The organism is Nocardiopsis protaetiae, from assembly GCF_045446735.1.
Lineage (GTDB): Bacteria > Actinomycetota > Actinomycetes > Streptosporangiales > Streptosporangiaceae > Nocardiopsis > Nocardiopsis protaetiae.
This window is the reverse complement of record NZ_JBJJBV010000065.1, coordinates 1-16,928: the sequence shown is the minus strand read 5'-3', so window position 1 is coordinate 16,928 and position 16,928 is coordinate 1. Positions and strand designations below refer to the sequence as shown.

Genomic DNA, 16,928 nt, shown 5'->3' with positions numbered 1-16,928 from the left:
GTCCGTCGATGGACGCAACCATAGATCGTGGTCGATAATGAACGCATGACCGTGACGACCCCGGACTCCCTGTCCGCCCTCGACGCCGAGACCTACGCCGCCTGGTTCGCCTGCCTGGCCGAACCCATGCGTGTCCGGCTGCTGCACGCCATCGCCACCACCCCGGGATCGGTCGGCGTCGGGGAGCTGGCCGAGATGGTGGATCTGCGCCAGCCCACCGTCTCCCACCACCTGCGCAAACTCGCCGACGTCGGCTTCGTGACCCTCACAAAGGTCGGCACCTCCACCCGGGTCGCCGTCAACCCCGCCTGCTGCGTCGGCCTGCCGCACGCCGCCGACGCCGTCATGGGCCTGCTCGCCGCCCGCCCCTGCTGCCCCACCGACCTGCCCGCCGATGTCACCACCCGCCCGATGACCGACGCCGACCTCGCCGGGGTCCGCGAGATCTACGCCGAGGGCATCGCCACCGGCGACGCCACCTTCGAGACCGAGGCGCCCCCGGTCGAGGACCTCCGGGGCAAGTGGCTCCCCGGCCACCGCTGGGTCGCCGAGCTCGACGGCGCCGTGGTCGGCTGGGCCGCCGCCTCCCCGGTCTCGGCCCGTGAGGTCTACGCCGGGGTCGCCGAGACCTCGGTCTACGTCGCCGAGGCCGCCCGCGGCCGCGGCGTGGGCAAGGCGCTGCTGTTCCGCCAGGTCACCGAGGCCGACGCCGACGGCCTGTGGACGCTCCAGACCTCGGTTTTCCCCGAGAACCGCGCCTCCCTGGCCCTGCACCACCAGGCGGGGTTCCGCACCGTCGGCGTGCGCGAGCGCATCGCCCGCCACCACGACCGCTGGCGCGACACCGTCCTGCTGGAGCGCCGCCGCGACAGCGGGCCCGCGGCCTGCGGCCCCTGCTGAGGGCCGCCCGGCTCAGTGGTCGACGGGCAGGTCCTCCTCGGCGGTCGCCCAGGCGGTGTTCGGGGTGGCCGACAGCGCGAACGACAGGTGCCCGCCCTCCAGCACGAACGACTCCGGCAGCCACGACCTCCCATAGGCGGTCCCGTCCAGCCGCACCGCGTGCACGTACACCCGGTCCGGCCCCGCCCCCGGGGCGGCGACGGTGATCGCCGGCCGCCCCGCCGGGGCGATCCGCGCGTACGGGAACACCGGGCTGGACAGCAGCAGCTCGCCCCGCCCCGGCGCCTGCGGGAACAGCCCCAGGGCCGCGAACACGTACCAGGCCGACATCGTGCCCAGGTCGTCGTTGCCCGGCAGCCCCGACGGGCCCGTCCCGTACTGGGACGCGGCGACCTCGCGCACCGTCTCCTGGGTCTTCCAGGGCTGCCCGAGCGCGTTGTACAGCCACGGCGCGTGGATGCCCGGCTCGTTGGTCGGGTCGTAGCGCAGCGGGTCGCCGCCGCCCACCGACCACCCGCCGTCCGGGGTGCGGAAGAACCCGTCCAGCCGCTCGGCCGCCCGCTCCCGGCCGCCCATCGCCCCGGCCAGCCCGGCGACGTCGTGCGGCACCATCCAGGTGTAGGTGGCGCCGCTGCCCTGGGCGAAGCCGTGCTGGGAGGCCGGGTCGAAGGATCCCGACCAGGACCCGTCGGCGTTGCGCGGCCGGACGTACCCCGTGCCGGGGTCGAACACGTTGCGCCAGTACCCGCCGCGCCCACCGAAGAGCTCGGCGTCCTCATCGCGCCCGGTCCGGCCCGCCCACTGCGCCAGCGCGCTGTCGGCCACCGACGCCTCCAGCGTCTCGGCCGCCCCGCCCCAGCAGTGGCAGTCGTCCTGCGGCGCGTACCGCAATTCCAGGTACCGCTCCAGCCCGGGCCGCTGGCCCTCGCACTGGCCCGGGCAGCCCGCGTCGGACAGCCCGTCCGGGTGCGGCTCGGTGGCCTGGACCCGCAGCGACTCGTACGCGGCGCCGGTGTCGAACCCGTCCACCCCCATCGCCGCGAACGTCGCCAGGGTCGCCGCCGACGGGTCGCCCGTCATCACGTGCGTGGGCCCGTTGATGTGCACCCACCGGTCCCACACCCCGCCGTTCTGCTCCGAGAAGTTGAGCAGCGACTGTGCGAAGTCCCCGGCCACCCCCGGCTCCAGCAGCGCCAGCAGCTGCACCTGGGCCCGGTACTGGTCCCAGCCGGAGAAGTTCGTGTACTGCGCCCCCTGCCCGTCGACCACCCGGTGCGGCTCGCCGTCCATGCCCGGGTAGCGCCCGTCCACGTCGCTGACCAGGTTGGGCTGGAGCAGCGCGTGGTAGAGCGCGGTGTAGAACACCGAGTACTCCTCCGCGGTGCCCCCGCCCACCCGGACCGCCCCGAGCCGCTCGTCCCAGGCCAGGCGCGCCCGCTCGGCCACCGCGTCGACGGTGTCGTCCGCCGTGATCTCCGCGTCCAGGTTGGCCGTAGCGTTCTCCCCGCTCACGTAGGAGATGCCCACCCGCACCCGCACGTCCGACCCCGGCTCGAACCCCACGTACCCGCCCGAGCCGGTGCCCCGGCGCGCCGGGCGGTCGTAGCCCTCGCCGCCGGAGGCCTCGGTGGTCCCGGGCCGCAGCCGGTCGTCCTCCCAGGTGCCCACCTCGCTGAACGGGGTGTCGAACCGGGCCGTGAAGTGCAGCCGGTAGTAGGAGCGCCGGTTGTTCTCCCCGCCGTTGGCGCGCTGGCCGCAGAACGACCCGGTCAGCACCGACCCCGACACCGTCCGCGCCTCCTCGTCGATGCTGATCTCCGCGTCCTCGCTGCCGTTGAGCGAGTTGGAGGTCCGGAACAGCAGCGCCGCGGGCTCCCCCTCGGGGAAGGAGAACGCGCCCAGCCCGGCCCGGTCGCCCACCGCCAGGTCCGTGCGCACCCCGTTGTCCAGGGTGACGGTGTAGCGGCCCGGCTCGGCCGACTCCCGGGCGTGGTCGAAGTCGCTGGCGAAGACCGCGTCGGTCGCGTCGGCGCTGGGGGAGGAGTCCACCGGCACCGTCACCGGCATGATCGGCACGTCCCCGGCCGCCCCGGGGTGGCAGCCCGCCCCGTTCACATGGGTCAGCGCGAAGCCGCGCACCCGCGTGGTGTCGTAGTGGTAGCCGTTGGCCGCCCCCGTGTCGGTCTGGTCCCCGGGGGTCGTGGTGGGGCTCCACGAGATCATCCCGAAGGGGCGCACCGCCCCGGGGTAGGTGTTGCCGCCGCCCGCGGTGCCCACGAACGGGTCCACGTGGCGGGAGGGCGACACGACCGTGGCGGGCACGGGAGCCCGCGGGGGGACCCGGTCGGGCGCGGCCGCCGCGGTCGGGGTGAGCAGGGCGGTACCCAGGGTCACGGCCAGGGCGATGGCGAGGGTGCGGCGCGGGGAGAACATCGGGGGTGCGGTTCCTCCGTCGGGGGCGGGGCCGCAGCCGAGTATGCGCCACCGGGGCCCGGAGCGGCAGACCCCCAACGGCTCCCGGCGGCGAATTCGCCGTTTCTTCCCCGCCCCGTCATCCGTGGAGCGGCCGGGGCCGCCGGGCCGGGGGAGTCACGGGGGTGTTTCCGGGGCTTGACAATTGGCCCACTGGCATATTGGCTAGGCCAATCAGTCGTATGAGCTGAGTCACACCCCTCAACCGAAGCTCGAATGGTCGGTCATGACACCCCAGCTGCTCACCATCCTCGTGCTCGCCGCGATGTTCGTCATCGCGACGGTCTTCCCCATCAACATCGGCGCCCTCGCCTTCGTCGCCGCCTTCCTCGTCGGCGCCCTCGCCCTGTCCATGGCGCCCGCGGACATCCTGGGAGGCTTCCCGGCCGACCTGTTCCTGACCCTGGTCGGTGTCACCTACCTGTTCGCCATCGCCAAGAACAACGGGACCGTCGACCTCATGGTCCGCGCCTCCACCCGCCTGGTCGGCGGCCGGGTGGTGGCCATCCCCTGGGTGATGTTCGGCATCACCGCCCTGCTCACCGCGGTGGGCGCGCTCAGCCCCGCGGCCGTGGCCATCGTCGCGCCCATCGCCCTGGGCTTCGCCGCCAAGTACCGGATCGACCCGCTGATGATGGGCATGATGGTGATCCACGGGGCGCAGGGCGGGGGCTTCTCCCCGGCCAGCGTCTACGGCGTCACCGTCAACACCATCGTGGCGGACAACGGGCTCGCCGTACACCCCGTGACCCTGTTCCTGGGCAGCCTCGTCTTCAACCTCGCCATCGCCTTCGTGCTGTTCATCGCCCTGGGCGGGCACCGGCTCGTCGGGGTCCGGGTCGAGCAGTTCGAGAAGGAGGCCGCCACCGTCGGCGGCGGCAGCGGGGGCCGATCGGGGGGCAAGGGCGGCGGCACCGCCGTGGCCGCCGGGGGTTCCGGCTCCGGCGCGGACGCCGACGCGGCGGAGTCCGCGCCCGCCCCCGCGATCCGGTTCGAGCAGATCGCCACCCTGCTGGGCATCCTCGCCCTGGGCGTGCTGGCCCTGGGCTTCGGCCTCAACGTGGGCTTCGTCGCCATGACCGTCACCGTCGTGCTGGCGCTCATCTCGCCCAAGGCGCAGAAGAACGCGATCTCGCAGATCAGCTGGCCCACGGTGCTGCTCATCACCGGCATGCTCACGTTCGTCGGCGTCATGGAGAGCGCCGGGACCATCGAGTACGTCGGCCTGGCCGCTGCCGGGCTGGGCGCCGCCCTGCTGGTCGCCCTGCTGCTGTGCTACATCGGCGGCGTCGTCTCGGCCTTCGCCTCCTCCACCGCCATCCTGGGCGCCACCATCCCGCTGGCGGTCCCGTTCCTGCTCATGGGGGAGGTGAGCGCGACCGGCGTCATCGTCGCGCTGGCGGTGTCCTCCACGATCGTGGACGTCAGCCCGTTCTCCACCAACGGCGCCCTGGTCCTGGCCAACGCCACCGGGGTGGAGCCGGAGAGGTTCTACCGCCGCATCCTGGTCTACAGCGCCATCGTGGTGGTCCTGGGCCCGCTGGTGGCCTGGGGCGTGCTGGTCGCGCCCGGCCTGCTCTGACCCGCGGGTCCGACGGAACGGAAGGCGACGACGGCCCGGCGCGGGAGGTGCATCCACCGACCCCGCGCCGGGCCGTCCGTGTCCGGGCCGTCCGCCGTACGGCTCAGGCCCCGGTGCGGTCGGGCACCTCGCCCACCTGCGACACCAGCCGCAGGTGGCGGCGCATCGCCTCGGCGGCCATGTCCGGGTCGCCCAGCCGGATCGCCGAGGCGATCTGCTCGTGCCCGGCCAGGGAGTCCTGCGGCCGCCCCGGCTGGGACAGCGACTCCAGGCGGGTCTCGCGGATCATCGGGGCCAGCTCGTTCATCATCCGGCTGAGCAGCCGCGAGCGCGCCGCCTCGGTGATCGCCGCGTGGAACCGCTCGTCGCCCTCCACCCCGCGCTCACCCGCGTGCAGCTCGGCGCGCATCAGGTCCAGGGCGGCGTCGATGGCGGCCAGGTCGGGCTCGGTGCGGCGCTCGGCGGCCAGCTCGGCGAGCTTGACCTCCAGGGCCTGGCGGGCCTCGATGATCTCCGCCCGCCGGTTGGCGCGGTCGCGCAGCAGGGCCAGCACGCCCTCCTCGGAGGTGGTGCGGCGGATGATCGCGCCGTCGCCGTGGCGCACGTCGATGATCCCCTGCACCTCCAGCGCCACCAGAGCCTGGCTGAGCGAGGCGCGGCTCACGCCGAGGGAGGCGGCCAGCTCCCGCTCGGCGGGCAGGCGGTCGCCGGGGGTCAGGCCGGCCTCGCGCATGTACTCCACCAGCCGCTCGACCAGCTGCTCGTAGAGACGAGGCCGTACCGGTGGCCGAGGGGTGGGCTTGGTGGGCACGCGGAGGCGCTCCTTCCGGCTCGGGCGGGGCAGGCCTCCAGAGTAGTCCGGGCCTGTCGGCCTTCACAAAGCCGGGCGCGTATGCCATGCTGACGAAGAGACCTAGTGGCCTAGCCACTGAGCCAATAAGGTCGGCCACTGATCCGCTAGGACCGGCGGCCGAGCCGATAAGGAGATGCCGATGGCCACCCGGTACGGCGCCCGCGACCTCCTCGACCGGATCCTGGACCACGGGAGCTTCCGCTCCTGGGACACCACGCCGGTCGACGTGCGCCCCGACCCCTCCTACGCCGCCGACCTCGCCCGCGCCCGCGCCGCCTCCGGCTGCGACGAGGCGGTCCTGACCGGCGAGGGCCTGCTGCGCGGCCGCCGCGTCGCCGTCGCCGCCGGCGAGTTCGCGTTCCTCGCCGGATCCATCGGCGTGGCCGCCGCCGAACGCCTGGTCATTGCCGTCGAACGCGCCACCGCCGCCCGCCTGCCCCTGCTCGTCTCCCCGGCCTCCGGCGGCACCCGCATGCAGGAGGGCACCGTCGCCTTCCTGGCGATGGTCAAGATCGCCGCCGCCATCGCCGCCCACAAGGCCGCCGGGCTGCCCTACCTCGTCTACCTGCGCGACCCCACCACCGGCGGGGTCCTGGCCTCCTGGGGGTCCCTGGGCCACGTCACCGTCGCCGAACCCGGCGCCCTCGTCGGCTTCCTGGGCCCGCGCGTGTACAGCGCCCTGTACGGCGCCGACTTCCCCGAGGGCGTCCAGCGCGCCGAGAACCTCCTCGACCACGGCCTCATCGACGCCGTCCTGCCCCCCGAGGACCTGCCCGCCATCGCCGACCGCGCCCTCACCGTCCTGCTCGCCCGCGACACCGGGGACGCCCCGCCGCCGCCCGCCGAACCGGCCGAGGCCACCCCCGCCTGGACCGCCGTCACCCGCTCCCGCCGCCCCGGCCGCCCCGGCGTGCGCGCCCTGCTCCGCCACGCCGCCACCGACGTCGTGCGCCTGCGCGGCAGCGGCGAGGGCGAGTCCGACCCCGGCCTGCTGCTGGCCCTGGCCCGGTTCGGCGGCTCCCCCTGCGTCCTGCTGGGCCAGGACCGCGACCGCCAGACCCCCGAGCACCCCATGGGCCCGGCCGCCCTGCGCGCCGCCCGCCGCGGCATGCGCCTGGCCGACGAGCTCGGCCTGCCCCTGGTCACCGTCATCGACACCCCCGGCGCCGCCCTGTCCAAGGAGGCCGAGGAACAGGGCATGGCCGGGCAGATCGCCCGCTGCCTCACCGAGATGGCCACCCTGCCCGGCCCCACCCTCGCCTTCCTCCTGGGCCAGGGCACCGGCGGCGGCGCGCTCGCCCTCATCCCCGCCGACCGGGTGCTGTGCGCCCAGAACGCCTGGCTGTCCCCGCTGCCCCCCGAGGGCGCCAGCGCCATCGTGCACCGCACCACCGAGAAGGCCGCCGACCTGGCCCGCGACCAGGGCATCGGCTCCACCGACCTGCGCGCCCACGGCATCGTCGACCGGATCGTGCCCGAACACGACGACGCCGCCGACGAGCCCGAGGAGTTCTGCCGCCGCGCCGGGGCGGCCCTGCGCCACGAACTCGCCGCCCTCACCCGCGCCCCGGGCGCCGCCCGGCGCGCCGTCCGGGCCGCCCGCTACCGCCGCCTGGGCCTGCCCTCCTGACGGGGCCGCCCGGCCTTCCCACCCCCCACCCCCCTGTCTTCCCGCCTCCCGCACCCCACCACCGAAGGAGCCACATGGACCGCGAACAAGGACCGCTCCAGGGCACCGTCGTCGTCGACCTGTCCCGCGCCCTGGCCGGGCCGCACGCCGCCATGCTGCTGGGCGACCTGGGCGCCCGCGTTATCAAGGTCGAACAGCCCGGCACCGGCGACGAGACCCGCGGCTGGGGCCCGCCCTTCGCCGGCCCGCAGGACGAGCGGATCAGCACCTACTTCCTGTCCTGCAACCGCAACAAGGAGTCCATCGAACTGGACCTGAAGTCCCCCGACGGCGTCGAGCAGCTCACCCGCCTGGTCCGCGCCGCCGACGTGCTCGTGGAGAACTTCCGCCCCGGCGTCCTGGACCGGCTCGGCTTCTCCAGCGAACGCCTGGGCGCGCTCAACCCCCGCCTGGTGGTGTGCTCCATCAGCGGGTTCGGCCACGACGGCCCCGAGGGCGGCCGCGCCGGATACGACCAGATCGCCCAGGGCGAGGCCGGGCTGATGAGCCTGACCGGGCCCTCCCCGGACGAGCCCACCAAGGTCGGGGTGCCCATCGGCGACCTCCTCGCCGGGATGAACGGCGCCCAGGGGGTGCTGGCCGCGCTCGTGCGGCGCGAGCGCACCGGCACCGGCGCGGTGGTGCGCACCTCGCTGCTGTCCTCCATCGTCGGCGTGCACGCCTTCCAGGGCACCCGCTGGACGGTGGCGGGCGAGGTGCCCCGGGCGATGGGCAACCACCACCCCTCGATCGCGCCCTACGGCGCCTTCGCCTGCGCCGACGGGGTCCTCCAGGTCGCCATCGGCGGGGAGTCGCAGTGGTCCAAGTTCGCGGGCCTGCTGGGCCTGGACGCCGAGGACCCGCGCTTCGCCGACAACGCCGCCCGGGTGGTCCACCGGGACGCGCTCATCGCCGAGGTCGAGGCGGTGCTGGGCACCGCGCCGCGCGACGAATGGCTGCGCCGCATCGGGGGCATCGGCGTCCCCTGCGGGGCGGTGCGCACCATCGACCAGGTCTACGAGTGGGAGCAGACCCGCTCCCAGGGGCTGGTCCTGGACGTGGAGCACCCGGTGCTGGGCCGGGTGGAGCTGCCGGGTTCGGCGCTGCGCTTCTCCCCCCACCGCGAGGAGGAGGACGCGCCGCCCGCCGCGGAGGGACACCTGCCGCCGCCGCTGCTGGGCGAGCACAACGAGCGGATCCGCGCCTGGCTGGACTCCCTGGAGCAGACCCGGGCCGCCTGACCCCGGGTCCGCGCGACCCGGGTCCGCGCACACCGGCCCCCAGGGCGGCGAGCACACCCGGCCCTGATCGGAGGGCCCCGCGGTCGTAGGGTGGCCGGTGGGTTCCGGCCCCGGAGCCCACCGGCCACGACCGACAGGGGAGCACCGTGCCCGACGAACCCACCCCCCTCGACCCCGACCACTGGGCCGCCCGGCTGGCCGCCCTCGCCGAACGGCACGGCGTCCCCGGCGCCCAGCTCGGCATCTGCCGCCTGGGCCCCGGCGGCGCCGAGGAGACCGTCGCGGTCGCCCACGGCGTCCTGGACATCGCCACCGGCCACCCCGTCGGGCCCCGCTCCGCCTTCCAGATCGGCTCGATCTCCAAGGTCTGGACCGCCACCGCCGTCCTGGGCCTGGCCGAGGAGGGCCTGCTGGCCCTGGACACCCCGGTCGCGGAGGTCCTGCCCGAACTCGTCCCCTCCGCCGACGCCACCACCGCCGAGGTCACCGTCCGCCACCTGCTCGTCCACACCAGCGGCATCGACGGCGACCTGTTCACCGACACCGGCCGCGGCGACGACGCGATCGAGCGCTATGTCGCACCGCTCGCCGACGCCGTCCGCGTCCACCCCCTGGGCGCCACCTTCTCCTACTGCAACTCCGGGTTCGTGCTGCTGGGCCGGATCATCGAGAGGCTCACCGGCCGGGTGTGGGACGAGGCGATGCGCGAACGCCTCTTCGCGCCCCTGGGCCTGGAGCGCACCGGCACCCTGCCCGAGCACGCCCTGCTGCACGACCCGGCCGTCGGACACGTTGAGGGCCTGCCCGACCCGGTGCGCACCGTGCAGTGGGGGCTGCCCCGGGCCATGGGGCCGGCCGGCGGCATCACCGCCGACGTCGGCGACGTGCTGCGCCTGGCCGCCCTCCACCTGCGCGGCGGCACCACCGCCGACGGGGTCCGACTGCTGTCCCGGGACACCGTCCGCGCCATGGCCCAGGAGCAGGTCCGGCTGCCCGACCCGCACACCCTCGGCGACTCCTGGGGGCTGGGCTGGATCCGCTACGACTGGGACGGGCACCGCGCCATCGGCCACGACGGCAACACCATCGGCCAGTCCGCGTTCCTGCGCCTGCTGCCCGGCGCGGGCCTGGCCGTCGCCCTGCTCACCAACGGCGGCCGCACCCGCGACCTCTACCAGGACCTGTACCGGGAGGTGTTCGACGCCCTGGCCGGGGTGCGCGTCCCCGACCCGCTGGAGCCGCCCGCCGACCCGCCGCAGGTCCCCGACCCCCGGCCCGGCGTGTACGAGAGCGCCGGCGGGCGCCTGGAGGTGCTGGCCGGCGCGGACGGCCCGGTGCTGCGCTCCACCGCCCTGGGCCCGCTGGCCGAGCTGCGCCCCGACCCCGTCGAGGAGCACCCCCTGGCGGCGGTCGCCCCCGGCGTGTACGCCACCCGGCCCGAGGGCACCCTCACCTGGTCCCCGGTGACCTTCTACCGCTTGGAGAACGGGCAGGAGTACGCCCACCGCAACGGCCGCGCCCTGCCCCGGGTGGACTCACCCGCCGTGTAGGGCCGCGGCGGTCGCCGTGCCGCGGATGTGGGCGGGCGGGCCCTGGTACAGGACCCGCCCGCCGCGCGCGCCCGGCCCGGGGCCCAGGTCGACGAGGTGGTCGGCGTGGCGCATGACGTCCACGTCGTGCTCGATGACGACGACGGTGTGCCCGCGTTCGACCAGCCGGTCCAGCACCCCGAGCAGCACCGCGACGTCGTGCGGGTGCAGCCCGGTGGTGGGCTCGTCCAGGACGTACAGGGACGGCTCGGCCGCCTCGCGCAGCTCCCGGGCGATCTTGAGGCGCTGGCACTCGCCGCCCGACAGGCTCGTCAGCGGCCGTCCCAGGCGCAGGTGGCCCAGGCCCACCCGGTCCAGGCGGCCCAGCGCCGTCCGGATCTGCGGGTCGGGCAGCAGGGCCAGGGCCTCGGCGACCGTCAGGGCGTCGATGTCGGCGATGGTCAGCCCGGCCACCCGGTGCCGCAGCACCTCGTCGGTGAACCGCCGCCCCTCGCAGGTCGGGCAGCGGACCTCCTCGGCCTCCAGGAACGCCAGGTCCACGCGGACCGTGCCCAGCCCGCGGCACTCGGGGCAGGCCCCCGCGGAGTTGGCGCTGAACCGGCCCGCGGGCAGCCCGCTGCGTTCGGCGAACAGGGCGCGCAGCGGCCCGGCGATCCCGGTGTAGGTGACCGGGGTGGAGCGCCGGTGGACGGCGACCGGCCGCTGGTCGAGCACCACCGCCCCGTGCCGGTCGACCAGCTCCGCCGCCAGGCTGGACTTGCCCGACCCGGCGACGCCGGTCAGCACGGTGAGCACCCCGGTGGGGACGTCCACGGTCACGTCCTTGAGGTTGTTGCGGCGGGCGCCGCTCACGGTGAGCGTCCCGGTGGCCGGGCGCGGCTCGGCCCGGACCGGGTTCCGGGCGGCCAGGGCCTCGGCGGTGGCCGTGCCCGCGGACCGCAGCGCCCCGAACGTGCCCTGGTGGACCACCCGGCCACCGTCGGCCCCGGCGCCCGGGCCGATCTCCACGACCTCGTCGGCGGCCGCCATGACCTCCGGGTCGTGCTCGACCACCAGCACCGTGCCGCCGTGGTCGCGCAGCCGGGCCAGCAGACCCGTCATCGACGCGACATCGCTCGGGTGCAGGCCGGTGGTGGGCTCGTCGAAGATGTACGTCATCCCCACCAGGCCGCCGCCCAGGTGGCGGACGGTCGTGATCTTCTGGGACTCGCCGCCGGACAGGGTCGTGGTGGCCCGACCCGGGTGCAGGTACCCCAGCCCGACCTCGACCAGGGCCCGCAGGCGTGCGCCGAGCCCGGACACCACGGGGGCGACGGCGGGGTCGTCCACCTCCCGCAGCCAGGCGGCCAGGTCGGCGATCTCGGTGCGGGCGAGTTCTCCCAGGGTGCGGCCGCGGACGGTGGCGGCGCGGGCCGCCGCGTTCAGCCGGTCGCCCCCGCACTCCGGGCAGGGCGCCGTGCGGGTGAACCGGGTCATCACCTCCCGCTTGCGGTCGGACACCTCCCCGGCGGCGCGCAGGTGGATGCGCTCGAACCGCTCCACGAGCCCCTCGTACTCGCGGGCGGGCCGGGTGCCCAGCCGCGCCGCGTGCTCGCCGCCGTACAACAGGGCGCGGCGCTCGTCCTCGGTCCACTCGCGCAGCGGGGTGTCGACGGTGAAGGAGCCGACGTCCTTGAAGCGTTCGTACCAGTGGTGGCCGGCACCGAACCCCGGGACCCGGATCGCGCCCCGGGCCAGCGACAGGTCCGGGTCCAGGAACCGGTCGACGGCGCTCACCACGGTCTCGCCCAGGCCCGCGCAGGTGGGGCACATCCCCGCCGGGTCGTTGAACGAGAAACGGGACGCCTCGCCCACGTGCGGCGTTCCGATCCGGGAGAACAGCAGCCGCAGGTACGTCCAGACCCCGGTGGCGGTGCCGACGGTGGAGCGGGCGTTGCCGCCCAGCCGCCGCTGCCCCACGACCACCACGGGGGACAGCCCCTCGATGAGGTCGGCGTCGGGGCGGGTCCACTTGGGCAGCCGCTCCCGGGCGAACGGCGGGAAGGTCTCGTTGAGCCGGTGCCCGGCCTCGGCCGCGACCGTCCCGAACACCAGCGACGACTTGCCCGACCCGGACACGCCCGCGAACACCACCAGGCGCCCGTGCGGGATGTCCAGGTCCAGGGACTTGAGGTTATTGGTGCGCACTCCGCGCAGGCGGATCACCGCGTTGGTCTCCATACGGGCGACGCTAAAAGCAGATGTGGCCGGAATCCGGCCGCGATTTCGGCGAGACTGGACCCATGGCCGACGTCACCGGGCGCATCCTCGCCCTGCTCACCACCCTGCAGTCCGGGCGGTCGTTCACCGGGGAGGAACTGGCCGCGCGGCTGGACGTCAGCCCCCGGACACTGCGCCGCGACGTGGAGCGCCTGCGCGACTACGGCTACCCGGTGAGCACCCGCCCCGGGCCCGGCGGCCACTACCGGCTGGTCGCGGGCAGCGCCGTGCCGCCGCTGGTGTTCGACGACGACGAGGCGACCGCGACCCTGCTGGCCCTGGCCGCCCTGGCCACGGGCGGCGCCGCCGAGCGGCACCGTGGAGGAGGCCGCCACCCGCGCCTACGGCAAGGTCGACCAGTACCTGCCCGCCCGGCTGCGCCACCGCGCCGCCCGGCTCCGGGAGAGCCTGGAGAGCACCACCCCGCCCGGGCCGGGCACCGCGGCCGGGAACCTGGCGGTCCTGGCCGACGCGGTCCGGGACCGGCGGATCGTCGCCTTCGACTACCGGGGGCGCACCGGGCGGGCGTCCTCGCGGCGGGTCGAGCCCCACCGGCAGGTCCACCACCGGGGCCGCTGGTACCTGCTGGCCTGGGACACCGGGCGCGAGGACTGGCGGGTGTTCCGCACCGACCGCGTCGACGGCCTGCGGACCACGCACGACGTGTACGCGCACCGGCCGCTGCCCGCCGACACCGCCGCCGAGTACCTGCGGCGCGGCCTGGACAGGGAGCGCACCCGGGTCGTCCTCACCGTGGCCGCGCCCGCGGCGGCGGTCGCCGACGCCTTCGCCGAGCACGATGCCGAGGTCGAGCCGCTGGCGGGGGAGCGGACCCGGGTCGCGGTCATGGTCGACACCTGGGAGTGGCTGCTCACGCCCCTGGCGTTCCTGGACGCCGACGTCACCGTGCACGGGCCGGAGGGGGTGCGTGCGGCGCTGGAGGGCTTCGCGGGGCGGCTGGCGGGGGAGGCGCCGGTCGTTCGACACCGGTCGTAGTACGGTTGTCGTCGTACCAACGCCCCCGCGACCAGGAAACGCCCCCCGCGCCCAGGAGTAGTGAGGACCCGCCGTGAGCGCCCTGTTCACCCCGCTGACACTGCGATCGCTGACCGTCCCCAACCGCGTGTGGATGGCACCGATGTGCACGTACTCGGCCTCCGACCACGGCTCCGACACCGGCGTCCCCACCGACTTCCACCTCACCCACCTGGCCTCCCGCGCCGCGGGCGGGGCCGGGCTGGTCATGGCCGAGGCCACCGCCGTGCGCCCCGACGGCCGGATCAGCCCCGCGGACCTGGGCCTGTGGAACTCCGCCCAGCAGGCCGCCTTCTCCCGGATCACCGCCGCCGTCGCCGCCCACGGCGCGGTCCCCGCCCTCCAGCTCGCCCACGCCGGGCGCAAGGCCTCCAGCCGGCGGCCCTGGGACGGGCCCGGCACCATCCCGGAGGAGGACGGCGGCTGGCCGGCCGTCTCCGCCGACGCCGAGCCCTTCCCCGGCCTGGCCGCGCCCCACGAGCTGAGCGTGGCGGAGATCGAGGAGTTGGTCGGCGACTTCGCCGCGGCCGCCGAACGCGCCCTGGCCGCCGGGTTCCAGGTCGTGGAGGTGCACGGCGCCCACGGGTACCTCCTCAACACCTTCCTGTCCCCGGCCGGCAACCACCGCACCGACGCCTACGGCGGGAGCTTCGAGAACCGCCTGCGCCTCCCGCTGGCCGTCGTCGAGGCCGTGCGCGCGGTCTGGCCCGAGGAGCTGCCGGTGCTCTTCCGCACCTCGGCCACCGACTGGCTCACCGAGAACCCCGAGGACCCCCGCCAGGGCTGGACCGGCGACGACACCGTGCGCCTGGCCAAGGAGCTCCAGGCCCGCGGCGTGGACCTGCTCGACGTCTCCACCGGGGGCGTCGCCGCCAAGGCGCGCATCCCCGTCGCCCCCGGCTACCAGGTGCCGTTCGCCGAGCAGGTGCGCTCGGAGACGGGGATGCCCACCGGGGCGGTCGGGCTCATCACCGAACCCGCCCAGGCCGAGGAGATCGTCGCCTCGGGCCGCGCCGACGCCGTCCTGCTCGGCCGCCAGCTGCTGCGCGAGCCCTACTGGGCGCACCGGGCCGCCGCCGAACTGGGCGCCGAGCCGCGCTGGCCGGTCCCGTACGGCTACGCGGTCACCCCGCGCCGGAGGTAGGCGGCGCTGCCGGTGGCCGCCTACGCCCGGTCCGAGCTCGCGATCGTCGCTCACACGGCGCGGCCGGCCGGGCGGGTGCCGCAGACGGTGCCGAGCATCCACCCGGGGGTGATCTCCACGGGGCTGCTGCACGCGATGTTCGGCGCGATGGGTGCGGGGGCCGACCGCGGCGGGGCCGACCTCGTCGCCGTGACCACCGTCGACGGCCCGTCGGGGAGCTACCTCGACGAGCGCGTCGTGGGACGGCCCAACCCGGTCGCCCTGGATCCCGCGTTCCAGGAAGGGCTCCACCGGGCCACCGTGCGCCTGCTCGGCCGGGCCGTCGCCTGACGCCCCTGTGACCCCTGGGGCACCGGAGTGCTCACGGGGCGCTGTACGGTCGAGACGGAGGGTTCCGTGTTCCGCCCCAGGTGGCGGGGCCGGTGCCCACGCCCGGAACGACAAGGACCACGGTGAACGAGAACGACCGGTACGGGGACACGGCGCCCGCGCGGGTGAGCGCGCAGGTGAGCGCGGCGCAGGTGGACGAGGCGGCCGCCCGCCTCGCCGACGTCATCCCGCCCACCCCGCTCCAGCGCAACGAACGCCTCTCCGAGCGCTACGGCCTGGACGTGCGGCTCAAACGCGAGGACCTCAACGCCGTCCGCTCCTACAAGGGGCGCGGCGCCCTCAACTTCGTGCGCTCGCTCGACCCGGAGCGCCGCGAACGGGGCGTGGTCTGCGCCAGCGCGGGCAACCACGCCCAGGGTGTGGCGTTCGCGTGCGCGTCCCTGGGCATCCGGGCGCGCATCCACCTGCCCCGGACCACCCCGCGGCAGAAGCGCGAACGGGTGATCGCGCTGGGCGGCGCGAGCGTGAGCGTCGTCGTCGCGGGCGACACCTACGACGACGCCGCGGCGGCCGCCCAGGCCGACGCCGAGGGCCTGGGGATGACCCTGCTGCCCGCCTTCGACGACCCGCGCACCATCGCGGGACAGGGCACCGTGGTCAAGGAGATCGTCGAACGGCTCGGCCGGGCCCCCGACGCCGTCGTGGTCCCGGTGGGCGGCGGCGGACTCCTGGCGGGCACGCTCACCTGGCTGCGCGGGCACCACCCCCGCGTCCGGGTGATCGGCGCCGAACCCGCGGGGGCCGCGAGCATGGCCGCCGCCCTGCGCGCGGGGCGGCCGGTGGACCTGGACCACCTCGACCCGTTCGTGGACGGCGCCGCCGTGCGCCGGGTCGGCCGCATCACCCACGCGGTGGCCGCCGAGCGCCCGCCGCACCTGGTCGCGGTGCCCGAGGGGCGCATCTGCCGCGAGATCCTCGACCTGTACCAGACCGACGGCATCATCAGCGAACCCGCGGGCGCGCTCGCCTCCGCCGCACTCGACGCGGACGTCGGCCTCCCGGAGGGGGCGACGGTCGTGTGCGTGCTCTCCGGCGGGAACAACGACGTGAGCCGCTACGCCGAGATCGTCGAGCGGGCGCTGGTCCACGAGGGGCGCAAGCACTACTTCCTGGTGGACTTTCCCCAGGAGCCGGGCGCGCTGCGCCGCTTTCTCGACGACATCCTGGGGCCGGACGACGACATCACCCGGTTCGAGTACATCAAGCGCAACAACCGCGAGACCGGCCCGGCCCTGGTGGGCGTGGAACTGGGGTCGCCGGACGACCTGGAGCCCATGCTCAAGCGCATGGAGGCCGCCCCGCACCGCATCGAGCGCGTGCGCCCGGACAGCCCCCTCTTCGGCTTCCTGGTCTGACCCCGCGCACGACCGCGCCGCCGGTCAGCCGCCGGGGAGGAGGTCGGGGCGCACGGCGCGGAAGGCGCGGCCCGGGCATGGGGGTCCTGCTGTCGTGAGGCGGACCGACCCGTCGACCGTACCGGGCGCCCCGCTCAGATGTGCGCCAGGACCGTCCGCACCGGGTGGCCCGGCGGTTTCCGCCCCTGGCGGTCCCCGCCCGGGTGCCCCGAATGTGCATTTTCGGCGCGGCCCTGGCACCCTTCCACCATGGCCCCGCCGGGTGGGAAGCGCAGCCCATCGGCCAACGACACCCACCCGGCGCGCCCCGCCCCCGACGTGACCCCCGGAAAACGCCCCGTGGGCGGAATTCGCCCACCCCGGGTGTACGTACGCGGTGGTGGCCTGACAGGCTTCCTCCACGGTGTGACCGGGTGGGAAGCGCAGCCCCCACGGGCCAACGACACCCACCCGGCGCACGGTCACGCCCCGCACACGG

General features: G+C 75.4%; 12 protein-coding genes and 1 pseudogene. 10 read left to right on the top strand and 3 right to left on the bottom strand.

Translation table 11 applies throughout. The features are described from left to right. Positions 1-45 precede the first annotated feature (45 nt). Positions 46-900: a helix-turn-helix domain-containing GNAT family N-acetyltransferase gene (locus tag ACJOT3_RS12690; protein ID WP_406972213.1), complete on the top strand. Its 855-nt coding sequence runs from the start codon at positions 46-48 to the stop codon at positions 898-900. Positions 901-912: 12 nt separating this feature from the next. Here ACJOT3_RS12690 and ACJOT3_RS12685 read toward each other — a convergent pair whose 3' ends face one another. Beyond that, positions 913-3,333, bottom strand: coding sequence for a GH92 family glycosyl hydrolase (locus ACJOT3_RS12685; RefSeq protein WP_406972211.1), 2,421 nt, complete (start codon positions 3,331-3,333; stop codon positions 913-915). A 265-nt stretch (positions 3,334-3,598) separates the two neighbouring features. Between ACJOT3_RS12685 and ACJOT3_RS12680 the strand changes: the two genes are divergently transcribed. Then, on the top strand, positions 3,599-4,954 hold the full coding sequence (locus ACJOT3_RS12680; protein ID WP_406972209.1) for an SLC13 family permease: 1,356 nt from the start codon (positions 3,599-3,601) through the stop codon (positions 4,952-4,954). Positions 4,955-5,057: 103 nt separating this feature from the next. Here ACJOT3_RS12680 and ACJOT3_RS12675 read toward each other — a convergent pair whose 3' ends face one another. After that, on the bottom strand, positions 5,058-5,765 hold the full coding sequence (locus ACJOT3_RS12675) for a FadR/GntR family transcriptional regulator (protein WP_406972207.1): 708 nt from the start codon (positions 5,763-5,765) through the stop codon (positions 5,058-5,060). Between the two features lie 181 nt (positions 5,766-5,946). On the opposite strand from ACJOT3_RS12675, the gene ACJOT3_RS12670 reads away from it, so the two are divergent. From ACJOT3_RS12670 to ACJOT3_RS12660, 3 genes are all read left to right on the top strand, one after another. Continuing rightward, positions 5,947-7,437, top strand: a complete 1,491-nt coding sequence (locus tag ACJOT3_RS12670; protein ID WP_406972205.1) for a carboxyl transferase domain-containing protein — start codon at positions 5,947-5,949, stop codon at positions 7,435-7,437. Positions 7,438-7,511: 74 nt separating this feature from the next. Then, a complete protein-coding gene (locus ACJOT3_RS12665) occupies positions 7,512-8,717 on the top strand; it encodes a CaiB/BaiF CoA transferase family protein (RefSeq protein WP_406972203.1) in 1,206 nt (401 codons plus the stop codon). A 146-nt stretch (positions 8,718-8,863) separates the two neighbouring features. Further along, positions 8,864-10,267 (top strand): serine hydrolase domain-containing protein, encoded by a 1,404-nt coding sequence (locus tag ACJOT3_RS12660; RefSeq protein WP_406972201.1) that lies wholly within the window; start codon positions 8,864-8,866, stop codon positions 10,265-10,267. Here the strand turns inward: ACJOT3_RS12660 and ACJOT3_RS12655 are convergent. Next, positions 10,253-12,487, bottom strand: a complete 2,235-nt coding sequence (locus ACJOT3_RS12655) for an ATP-binding cassette domain-containing protein (protein WP_406972199.1) — start codon at positions 12,485-12,487, stop codon at positions 10,253-10,255. The genes ACJOT3_RS12660 and ACJOT3_RS12655 overlap by 15 nt on opposite strands. Positions 12,488-12,507: 20 nt before the next feature. Between ACJOT3_RS12655 and ACJOT3_RS12650 the strand changes: the two are divergent. From ACJOT3_RS12650 to ilvA, 5 genes and pseudogenes are all read left to right on the top strand, one after another. After that, a pseudogene (locus ACJOT3_RS12650) lies at positions 12,508-12,663 on the top strand (hypothetical protein); the annotation flags it as partial. Positions 12,664-12,844: 181 nt separating this feature from the next. Continuing rightward, positions 12,845-13,522: a helix-turn-helix transcriptional regulator gene (locus tag ACJOT3_RS12645; protein WP_406972197.1), complete on the top strand. Its 678-nt coding sequence runs from the start codon at positions 12,845-12,847 to the stop codon at positions 13,520-13,522. Between the two features lie 73 nt (positions 13,523-13,595). Next, complete coding sequence (locus ACJOT3_RS12640; protein WP_406972195.1) at positions 13,596-14,705, top strand: NADH:flavin oxidoreductase/NADH oxidase; 1,110 nt, start codon at positions 13,596-13,598, stop codon at positions 14,703-14,705. Positions 14,706-14,717: 12 nt separating this feature from the next. Continuing rightward, positions 14,718-15,035, top strand: coding sequence for a Rossmann-fold NAD(P)-binding domain-containing protein (locus ACJOT3_RS12635; protein WP_406972193.1), 318 nt, complete (start codon positions 14,718-14,720; stop codon positions 15,033-15,035). A gap of 122 nt (positions 15,036-15,157) precedes the next feature. Then, entirely contained in the window at positions 15,158-16,450 is a 1,293-nt protein-coding gene (gene ilvA, locus ACJOT3_RS12630; RefSeq protein ID WP_406972191.1) for a threonine ammonia-lyase IlvA, read from the top strand. The last annotated feature ends 478 nt before the right edge of the window (positions 16,451-16,928 follow it).

Bases quoted from the DNA above. Each gene is read 5' to 3' on its own strand.
- ACJOT3_RS12690 (WP_406972213.1), top strand. From the start codon at position 46: ATGACCGTGACGACCCCGGACTCCCTGTCCGCCCTCGACGCCGAGACC.
- ACJOT3_RS12685 (WP_406972211.1), bottom strand. From the start codon at position 3,333: ATGTTCTCCCCGCGCCGCACCCTCGCCATCGCCCTGGCCGTGACCCTG.
- ACJOT3_RS12680 (WP_406972209.1), top strand. From the start codon at position 3,599: ATGACACCCCAGCTGCTCACCATCCTCGTGCTCGCCGCGATGTTCGTC.
- ACJOT3_RS12670 (WP_406972205.1), top strand. From the start codon at position 5,947: ATGGCCACCCGGTACGGCGCCCGCGACCTCCTCGACCGGATCCTGGAC.
- ACJOT3_RS12665 (WP_406972203.1), top strand. From the start codon at position 7,512: ATGGACCGCGAACAAGGACCGCTCCAGGGCACCGTCGTCGTCGACCTG.
- ACJOT3_RS12655 (WP_406972199.1), bottom strand. From the start codon at position 12,487: ATGGAGACCAACGCGGTGATCCGCCTGCGCGGAGTGCGCACCAATAAC.